The following is an 8,980-nucleotide window of genomic DNA, read 5'->3' as shown; positions in this document are numbered from 1 at the left end:
GGTGCTTCAACTCACCCCCCCCCCGGGGCCCTATGGCCGGGTGGGTGGTTTTTGTACCTTGGGCGTGGGCCGCCACCCCCCCCCCCCCCCCGCGGCTCTGAGGGGGTTGAGTCGCGATGAGTCACGACTCAGGCTGATGTGGTTAGAACTGCTTGAGGGTGATCCCGTTGTAGGTGGCGACCTGTCGGCCGTACGCGTCTCGGGGGCGGGTCCGGCTGAGTTGAGGGATGACGGAGAGCAGGTTGCGGCCGAACATCTGCTTGGTGCCGACCGCCTTCACGCCGTTGTCCTCGGCCCATTCGCGCCAGACGGCCCACAGGGTGTCTACGGGCACGCTGCACGTGGGTCCTGTGGTGCAGCGCTCACGGATGAACGCGGACGTGGGTGAGGCGGTGTCCTGCATGGTGGTGACCGCTTCGCGGCTGGAGGACGGTTCTGTGATCCGTCCTGTGGCCTCCAGTCGGGCCAGTCCGTCGAGGGCCCAGTTGATGATGCCGGGCATCTCTGCGGCGAGACGGTCGGTGAGGGTGGGGTCCTCCTTGCCCAGCCAGGAGACCGTCATGTTCAGGACGATGAAGCGGCGGGCGATGACCCCGGAAGAGTCGCCGAAGTAGGGCAGTTCGTTGGACAGGATCATCAGCCGGGTGGGCAGCTTGCCGGTCCAGGGCTGGCGGTACTTGCGGTCGATGTCGATGGTGTCCTCACCGGAGATGGTCAGCAGCCGTTCCACGACCTGGCTGTTGTCGTTGCCGGACAGCCGGGCATCCGAGATGACCGCGAGCGGCTTGCCGACCAGCGTGGACAGCCCGAAGTTCGTGCCCAGACCGGCCAAGGTGGGGCCGGCGAGGTTCTCCTTGCCGACCAGCATCTTGAGCACGCGGGCGATGGTGCCCTTGCCGGACCGGGACGGGCCGACCATGAGCAGGATCTTCTGCTGGTCGGTCCGGCCGGACAGGACGTAGCCGAACCACTCCTGCAGGGCGGCGATGGCCTCGGGGTTGTCCGGCCAGACCTGCGTCAGGAACCGCTCCCAGGTGGGCGCGGTCGCTTCCGGGTCGTACGGGAAGGGCACGGAGACCAGGTTGAAGAAGCCGGGCCCATGCGGCAGCAGCGCCCGGTCCCGGATGCGGAGCAGGCCGTTGGAGCAGGCCACGATCGGACTGTCGTCCGGCTCTGCCTCGCCGTTCTGGTCGACCCAGGAGGGGGCGTCGGTGTCGGTGGGCAGCAAGGTGATGGCTCCGAGTGCGTCGAGAAGGTTGCTGATCTTCTGTTTCGTCGGGGCCCAGTCGCGCAGTTCCGGCTGCCCGTCCTTGCCGGGGGCGCTGTAGAGGGCATGTTCCAGGCGGGTGTACAGGGCGGCGCGCATCTGCGCTTCGTCCAGCTCGCGCCAGGAGGTACCGGTCCAGCGCATCCATGAGCCGCGCCAGCGTCGGCACACGAGCTGCCCGTCCTCGGTTTGCCAGTCCGGCAGGAGGCGCCGGGCGACGGCCAGGGGGTTGGAGGGCGCGGGCAGTTCTTCCGCTCCGGTCATGCGGCTGTCCTCCCTTCCTGGGGGATCGTGGAAGCCTGCGTGCAGCCGGACTTGTGGGCGTCGTACTCGGCGACCAGGGCCGCCACGTGGTGGGGTCCCGTGGCGTTGCCGGTCTGCCCGCAAGAGCAGGCGTATGCGGCGGTGGGAGTGTCGCCGTGGCGTTTGGACCAGCGGGCTCCGTCCCAGTGATGGCGGTAGACCGGCGGGGCGTAGATGCGGATACCGGGCCGGCCCGGCGTCGGGTCGTGCGTGGCGTCGCGTGCCTCGTCGCTGCGGAATCGCTCAGAGCGAAGAGCAGTTACGACGCCCTTACGGGCGGCGCCTTTCGGCTCGCCCGCGGCCGTCTGCGGCGTGGGCAGCCGGGCGGCGCGGGGGCTGGGCGGGGGTGCGGTTTGGCCTTCCAAGAGGGGGGTGGTGGGGGTGGTCATGCCACCTCCCGGGGACGGGCGGTGCGCAGGGAGCTGTTCAGGGCGCTGCGGATCGTGGCGCGGCACTCGGCAGCGGTGAGTCCCGCCGCTTCCCCAGCCTCTTGGAAGGCCTCCTCTGCCACGTGCCGGGGGAGGTCGCCCCAGGCGATGAACCGGCCCACCTTGAACGCGCTGCGGTTCAGCGTCGTGTTCCGCAGCCCGTCCGGCGCCGAAGCCACGACGGCGCATTCGGCTGCCAGCGCGGCCACGGCGGCGCGGCTGCCGTCGACCGCAGGCAGCCGCAACGGGCCCACGGGGCGCGCGGGGGCGGGGCGGAGGATGCTCAGCAGCCAGCCGGGCAGAGAAGCCGTCTCAGAGCCGCACAGAGCCTCGTACCGTCCCGCCGGGGTGATGCTGCCGGCGGCTACGACGTACCCGCCCCAGGCGCGTGTGTCGACCGAATCGGCGACCGTGCCAGCGGTGTTGGGCAGTCGCACGTCGGGCGGGGCGGTGAAGTACAGATGTGTTCCACCGCTCGCGGTCCGGGTGCGGTAGGTGGTCGGGACGGCGTGCCCGGCGCGCTCGCAGAGCGCCGCGAAGGTCGCCGCGCCGTCAGGCGCGTCCGAACTGCCCGTGTGTTCTGGGGTGTCCAGGTCGATGACGACCAGTCCTGACGGGCCGGTAGCGATACCGACGTTGTACGGCGCCCGAGACCAGGCGGCCCGGATGCGGTCGGGGTCGGTGGTGGCCCGTTGCTCCCACTTCACGTGCCCGCCCGAGCAGGGCCCGGTGTGGGGACAGGCTTTTTCGCCGTGCAGGGCGGGGACCTTGCTGCCGGGTCGGAGGGGGAAGACGTGCCAGCCGCGTTGAGCGGCGTCCAGTGCTGCATGGAGCAGCACGGATCGGGGGTCATGGGTCATGCTGGAGGTCTCCAGTTCCTTGCAGGGTTCTGGTTGGCAAGGGCGGCCCCGGGTCTTTGGCGAGATGTGGGGGCCGCCCTTGGCGTAGCTAGAAGGGCGGTTCGTTGCTGTAGCCGCCGGGGGACCACGGGTCGCGGCCGCGGTCGCGGCGGCGCAGCCGGCGGGGAAGGCGCGGCAGCGGGAGCAGGGGCCAGCGGCGGTTCTCGTCCCAGCAGGCGCAGGGCTCCCACTCGGTTCCGGCGTACTCGCCGGTGAAGGGGTCTCCGTAGTCACGGTTGGTACCGCCCTCCCCGCCGCATTCCGGGCAGCCGGGGCGGGGGGTGTCGGTGAGGACCAGCGCGCGTCGGGGCCAGTCGGTGAGCTGGATACGCAGTCGCAGCACAGTGGTTGTCCTGTCAGCCGTGGAAGTGGTTGCGCTTGAAGATCGCTTTGCGGATGTGGACCGTGGTCCCGCCCCTCCGGTCGCCGGCGCTGAACACCTGCACGGCGATCCAGCCGCCGAAGATCACGGCCGCGAGGGTGATGAGCTGGGTGACGAACGCGGTCAGGGCCGCGATGAACGAGGTGAGCAGCAGCAGGCCGCCGCACACCGCGAGGAACCCCACACCCCCGAGGGCGACGTTCACGGCCGTACGGGAGACGGCCGGCTTGGCGGTGACCGGCTCCGGGCGGGCGGGGTCGATGGCGTAGCCGGTGACGACCCGTCCGTCCGGCAGGACGATGCTCGCCACGGCCGGGACCGTGCCCGGCTGCACCGGCACGGCCGGCGCCGGATGGGCGGGGAGGGGCGGGAGCGGGGTCGGCTGGTGGACTTCCACGGCCCGTTCGGTGGGCGGGTGGTGGGTGTGGTCGGGGTACATGCGGAATCCCTTCCGGCGCATGGCCAGGGAGGTTGGGGCACCCCCTTCGGGGTGCCGTGTGGAGGGGTGTTCCGGGGGTGTGACCTGCGGTCCTCCCTGACTCCCTGAACGATCATTCGTGCAGGTCAGGGCCAGGGAGGCGGGTCAGGGAGGAGGGTAGGGAGTTCTCCCTTCCTCCCTGACCCGCGCGGGGTCGGCTCCCTGCCGTCAGGAGGCGGAAGCGGAACCCTCGGTGTCGCGGTTGGCGAGCGCGGCGGCGACGCGGTCGCGGGAGACGACCATGCGGCCGTCCGACTTGTAGGGCTCGGCGCCGGCGTCGTCCAGGACACGCTTGAGGTCGATGAACGACCAGCCGCTGTAGGCGTCCGGGTTCAGCGCGGCGAGCCGGGTGATGACCTCCTGGGTGCGCACGCGGGAGTCGTTGCCCAGGACGGTGGCGATGTCGGCGAGCGGGTCGCGCTGCTCGCCGCGGTCGATGGCGTGCACGGTGGCGACGCTGCCGCGCAGGGCCTTGGCCCGGTCGGTGATGGCCTTGGCCTGCTCGTCGTCGATGTAGTGCGTGCGCACAGTGATGGACGCCTGCCCGGCCGGGATGTCGATACCGTCCGAGGCGACCACCAAAGTGCCCTTGTCCAGTCCCTGGCGCAGCAGGTGCGGCGCGGCCCCGCCGTCCACGGCCTTGTCCCCGAGCGCCATCCGCGACTGCTGCTCGGTGCCCAGCGCGAGCGCGGCGCGGGTGTGGGCCCCCTCGCGGACCAGCTTGGGCAGGTTCTGGTCGGTGGGGTCCTGGGTGCCCTCCCACAGGATCACGTCCACGGCGCGGCCCTGGTTGTGGACCTTGCGCACGGCCATGAAGTAGCGGGAGGTGGCCTTGGAGCCGCCGTAGGGGCGGCCGTCCTCGTCCTTGACCGGGCACATGAACGCCACCTGAGCCTCGTCCACGATGCCGATCAGCGGCGGGAAGACGGCTTTGGGGTCGGCCCGACGCGCGTCGATCCGGCGGTTCATCTCCTCGACCAAGCCCTCAACCATCTCGGTCGCCTCGATGACCTGCTCATCGGCCGGCCCCTGGATCAGCACCGTGGCGAGCCCGTCGAACATGGCCCAGTCGCCCACGCCCTTGAGGTCGGCGATTCGGAACTCCACCGTGCGATCCAGGCACGCCCACAGGGCGAGCGCCCGCAGCGAGGCTGTCTTGCCCTGGTTGGACAGACCCGTGATGAGCAGGTGGCGCTGATACAGGCTCAGCGCGGCAGCGTCGCCGCGCAGGTCCTGACCCCACGGCGCCTTGCCGCTCTTGTAGTTCGCGGTCAGCGTCTCGTCGGTGACCAGCGGGGACGGGCCGATCGGCTCATCCAGCGCCCCTGAATCAGCGATCCACAGCCTGACCGTGCGGGCGGCCTCGGGGATGGTGATGAACACCTCGTGTTCGTGCCGGGTGAGGTTCTCGGCGAGCTTGCGGCGCCGCTGCTGCACCTCGACCGTGGACACCCCGGACGGCAGGGTCACATCCACCTCGACACCGCACCCGGCGATCCGGATCGGCCCGAGCATGGACGCGCCCGCATCGCCCATCTCCTTGATGGCGTTGCGCAGGGCCGGGATGCCCAGGTCGCGCAGGGCCTTGACGACGATGGACGGCGTGATCGGCTCGCCCTCACCGGAGCGGACGTTGGCCGGCAGCGCCCACTGGGGTGCGGCCTGCTGGCTGCGGCCCACCGCCCACAGCGCGAGCAGCGCGAGGAACGGGCCGATCGAGATGAGCGGTCCCCACACGATCTGAACGATGCGGATGAGCAGGGCGATGAACTCCACCGTGGCCGTGAGCGGGGTGATCACGTCCGTCACGTCCTTGTTGGCGACCGCCAGCACGACCCCCAGCGCGACCAGGGTGCCGATGCCCATGCCGGTACCGACCGCCACGCCCTTGGCTGCGTCGACGGGGGAGTGCAGCAGGTCCATACGGCGGCGGTGGCGGGCCTCGCGGAAGCGCTGCAAGCGCTCCTCCCACTCCTGGGCCACCTCGTAGTTCCCGGCGGCCTCGGCGGCGCGCAGCATGCGCTCGTAGCGGGCCCCGGTGCGGCCGTCCCAGGTGCGGCGGGCCACGATCCGGCCGCCGTTGAGGGTGTAGAGGCCGTGGCGGGCCACCGCGCGCACGGCGGTGGTGGTGCGCTCGTGCGTCACCGCCCGCTTCACCGCACGGCCGGAGCGCACCCACAGCGGCACGGGAACGGGCGGGGCCGGGGCGGGGACCACGGTCAGCGTGGTCACGGTGGCCGGATCGGTAGAAGGGTCGTTGTCCTTGCGCAGGTGAACGACGTTGTCACCCATGGTGGGCACACTCCTGACTGCCCTGACAGGGGCGGAAAGTTGAGGGAGGGGCGCCCCGCCCGGCATCGAGCGCGGGCGGGGCTGACGCGGGCTCAGTCGCCGTGCCGTGCGCGGTTCTCGGCGTGGCTGAGCTGGGACGGCTCGGTGCGCGGACCGTCGAGCCAGCAGAACGGGCGGGTGCCATCGGCGGCCTTGAAGACGCGCAGGGCGGCACCATCGGCCGCGTGCGGCAGGGCGTAGACACGGCCCCGGTGCAGCGAGGCCAGCAGGCGGGCGGCGTGGTGCTCGCACCCATCGGCGCCGGCGCCCCCGGCGTCCAGCACGGTCACCGCGACCGGGCCGTCACACGCGGTGGGGTCGTCCGGGTGGGCGGCGGGACAGCGGCGATTCACGCTCACCACCAGCTCGACTTCTTCTTGGGCACGATGTACGGGCAGCCGTTGACCATGTGGTCCACGCACTGCGGGCAGTCCTCACGCGGGCCCAGGCGACCATGCACGCTCTTGTCGTAGGCGTGCCGCCAGCACTGCGGGCACTGCCCCGGCGGGGTCTCCAGCGGCTTGGCCACGGTCACCACCACCCGGACGACTTCTTGGCGGACTTGGCGGCGGCGGCCTCGTTCACAACGCGCTGCCGCTCGGTGTGCAGAGCGGTGATCTCCGCGATCAGCCGGGTCTCGGCCGCGCTCCACGCGCTCTCCAGTCGGCGGTCGGCGCGGTCGGTGGAGCGGCCCCGCAGCACGCGGTAGGAGCCGCCGGCCATCGCGGCCACGATCGCGCGCCGCTCAGAACCGTTCAGCGGCCACATCTCACGCTCACGGACCGCGTCCAGCTTGCGGGTCGCTTCCCGGATCGCGCGGTCCAGGCGGCGGGTGTCGGGCTTGCCCATGTCAGGCACTCCTCAAAGCTTCGGAAGGGTCGGGGTAGGCGCAGGGCACGCACATGCCGAGCGAGGGCGGGATGACGTATCCGGCATCCCGGCCGCACTCCTGGCACCTGCGGCGCGCGGCGTTGGCCCTGTCCAGGGCCGCGCGTTTCGCGGGGGTCATCGGCCGTACCGGCTTGGCCAGGTCGACGCGGTAGAGGTAGGCGACCAGCGGCGGCCGGCGGCGCCGGGGCCGTTCGAGCTGGGCTGCGACGCCCTGGCCTCCGGGCCGCAGTCCGCGGGCGCGGAGCTGGCGGCGGGTGGCGTATCCGTCCGGGGCCAGGCGCCACCGGAACACCGGCAGCGCCCCCATCAGGCGACCACGCGCTTCCACGCGGCCCGCAGCCGTACCTCGGAGGCGGAGTGACCGGCGGCCCGGAAGCGGGCGGCCATCTCGCGGTAGGACAGGGCCGGGGTCTCGCTGTGACGGATCTGGTCGACCAGCGCGTCCAACGCGTCATCGGTCAGCGAGGGGCCCGCTTCCAGCGACGGGACCGGCTCCATCGGGCCCCACACGGGCAGCTCCCAGCGGGGCGTGACACCGGGTGTGACGCGGCCCGTCACGCAGGTCAGTGCCCTGCCGGTCTCCTCGCCCTTGCGCGCCGTCTCCAGCGTCGACCACGCCTCGGACAGGGTCTGCGCGGTCCTGGCCTGGACGCGCGCGACGCGGGCCCCGGCCTGCGTCACGGCCGTCAGCCGCGTCTCCTCGGTGGCCGCCTCCGCCCGCAGCCGGGCCCGGGCCACGGCCGCCTCATCGCGGGCCTCCTGCTGAATGCCCCGGATCGCGTCCAGCGCCGTCGCGGTCAGCGCGGTACGCTCCCACAGCCCGTGAACCAGCCACAGGCCCTTGGCCGCCAGGGGCAGCCAGGCGACAGCCAGCCACGCGGCCACGGAGTGGTCCACGCTCAGCGCGTGCGCGACCAGAACCCCAGTTGCGATCAGCCCGAACGACCACCCCACCGCCGTCACGGCCGGGTTGTGGTCGCCCTGCGCGGCCAGGCGACGTTCGTAGGCGAGGGTGGCCAGCCATCCCCCGTCGATCCCGAGACCGACGACCAGGGCCACCGGCCACTGCACCGCCGTCCCCAGCCACATCATGACCACGGCCAGGGTGAGCACCATGGACACGGCCGTCATCGCCACGGCGGGCAGCACGGTCTTGGCCCTCATGCCGCACCTCCCAGCGCAAGCACGACCGCGAGGACGAGCAGGCCGCCGCCGACCAGGGTCAGGTCGACCGCGCGGCGCAGGCAGGTGAACTTGGCGACCGCGAGCCGGGACAGCCCGGCGATATCGGCGGCCAGGTCCCCGGCGACCGCTTCGCTGATCTGCTCGGGGGTGAGGGTGGCCCACAGCGGGAAGCCGTGCCGGCCACGCAGGTTCGGCCGGGTCGAGCGCAGCAGCAGACCAGCCGCCGCCACCAGCAGCGCCATTCCGAGACCGCCCGCGGCGTAGGCGGGCAGGTTCATGGGCAGGTCGCGGGCGGCCGTCCAAGCACCGGCGAGGACCGCGCCGACGAACGCCAGCAGCAGCGCCGTCTTGGTGTCGGTCCGCGCGATCTCCGCCTTCACCTCGGCGTGCGCGGCGGTCAGCTTCGGGTCGGTGGTGCTCACGCGGCACCCCCCGGCTGCACCGCAGCGGTGCGGTTGGCGAGCGCGGCCCGCTCGGCGAGCACGCGGCGGCGGGCCCGGCGGATGCGGCGGGCGTCCAGCTCGCTCGGGGTGCGGTCGAGCGTGATGATCTGCGCGTCCAGCAGGTCGACTTCCGCCAGGATCAGCGGCATCTCCTGCTCGACCGCGTCCAGCTCCGCGTTCGTCGGCTCCATGAAGTCGGCGAACGCGGTAACAGCGTCCTGAACAGTGACGATGTGGCTCATTGGGTCGTGTTCCTCTCGAAGGGTGAACGGCCCGAACAGCACCCCTCGGAGCGGCTACTCCGGGGGGTGCGCGCCGTTGAGGGAAAACCGCGTGAGACACGCGGTGCAGCCGCTGAGTAGCGGCCGAAGTG

General features: G+C 72.0%; 13 protein-coding genes. All 13 read right to left on the bottom strand.

Annotation, left to right across the window (positions count from 1 at the left end):
* Positions 1-142 precede the first annotated feature (142 nt).
* On the bottom strand, positions 143-1,531 hold the full coding sequence (locus AB0K80_RS22350; protein WP_365672223.1) for a phage/plasmid primase, P4 family: 1,389 nt from the start codon (positions 1,529-1,531) through the stop codon (positions 143-145).
* Complete coding sequence (locus AB0K80_RS22345; protein WP_365672221.1) at positions 1,528-1,959, bottom strand: hypothetical protein; 432 nt, start codon at positions 1,957-1,959, stop codon at positions 1,528-1,530. Before AB0K80_RS22345 ends, AB0K80_RS22350 begins: the two co-directional genes overlap by 4 nt.
* Positions 1,956-2,858, bottom strand: a complete 903-nt coding sequence (locus AB0K80_RS22340; protein ID WP_365672219.1) for a bifunctional DNA primase/polymerase — start codon at positions 2,856-2,858, stop codon at positions 1,956-1,958. Before AB0K80_RS22340 ends, AB0K80_RS22345 begins: the two co-directional genes overlap by 4 nt.
* Positions 2,859-2,946: 88 nt before the next feature.
* A complete protein-coding gene (locus AB0K80_RS22335; protein WP_365672217.1) occupies positions 2,947-3,240 on the bottom strand; it encodes a hypothetical protein in 294 nt (97 codons plus the stop codon).
* A 13-nt stretch (positions 3,241-3,253) separates the two neighbouring features.
* Positions 3,254-3,718: a hypothetical protein gene (locus tag AB0K80_RS22330; protein WP_365672215.1), complete on the bottom strand. Its 465-nt coding sequence runs from the start codon at positions 3,716-3,718 to the stop codon at positions 3,254-3,256.
* Between the two features lie 207 nt (positions 3,719-3,925).
* On the bottom strand, positions 3,926-6,049 hold the full coding sequence (locus AB0K80_RS22325) for an ATP-binding protein (protein ID WP_365672213.1): 2,124 nt from the start codon (positions 6,047-6,049) through the stop codon (positions 3,926-3,928).
* Positions 6,050-6,141: 92 nt separating this feature from the next.
* On the bottom strand, positions 6,142-6,447 hold the full coding sequence (locus tag AB0K80_RS22320; RefSeq protein WP_365672211.1) for a hypothetical protein: 306 nt from the start codon (positions 6,445-6,447) through the stop codon (positions 6,142-6,144).
* Entirely contained in the window at positions 6,444-6,623 is a 180-nt protein-coding gene (locus AB0K80_RS22315; protein WP_365672245.1) for a pRL2-8, read from the bottom strand. Before AB0K80_RS22315 ends, AB0K80_RS22320 begins: the two co-directional genes overlap by 4 nt.
* Positions 6,620-6,937 (bottom strand): hypothetical protein, encoded by a 318-nt coding sequence (locus AB0K80_RS22310; protein WP_365672209.1) that lies wholly within the window; start codon positions 6,935-6,937, stop codon positions 6,620-6,622. Before AB0K80_RS22310 ends, AB0K80_RS22315 begins: the two co-directional genes overlap by 4 nt.
* A gap of 1 nt (position 6,938) precedes the next feature.
* Entirely contained in the window at positions 6,939-7,286 is a 348-nt protein-coding gene (locus tag AB0K80_RS22305) for an RRQRL motif-containing zinc-binding protein (protein ID WP_365672243.1), read from the bottom strand.
* Positions 7,286-8,143, bottom strand: a complete 858-nt coding sequence (locus tag AB0K80_RS22300; RefSeq protein WP_365672207.1) for a protein spdB — start codon at positions 8,141-8,143, stop codon at positions 7,286-7,288. Before AB0K80_RS22300 ends, AB0K80_RS22305 begins: the two co-directional genes overlap by 1 nt.
* Positions 8,140-8,586, bottom strand: a complete 447-nt coding sequence (locus tag AB0K80_RS22295; protein WP_365672205.1) for a Pycsar system effector family protein — start codon at positions 8,584-8,586, stop codon at positions 8,140-8,142. Before AB0K80_RS22295 ends, AB0K80_RS22300 begins: the two co-directional genes overlap by 4 nt.
* Complete coding sequence (locus AB0K80_RS22290) at positions 8,583-8,849, bottom strand: DUF6284 family protein (protein ID WP_365672203.1); 267 nt, start codon at positions 8,847-8,849, stop codon at positions 8,583-8,585. Before AB0K80_RS22290 ends, AB0K80_RS22295 begins: the two co-directional genes overlap by 4 nt.
* Positions 8,850-8,980: the final 131 nt, after the last annotated feature.

Origin of the sequence: Streptomyces sp. NPDC052682 (assembly GCF_040678435.1) — a bacterium.
Taxonomy (GTDB): domain Bacteria; phylum Actinomycetota; class Actinomycetes; order Streptomycetales; family Streptomycetaceae; genus Streptomyces.
The sequence above is the reverse complement of the archived record's forward strand: the minus strand, read 5'-3'. Positions and strand labels throughout refer to the sequence as shown.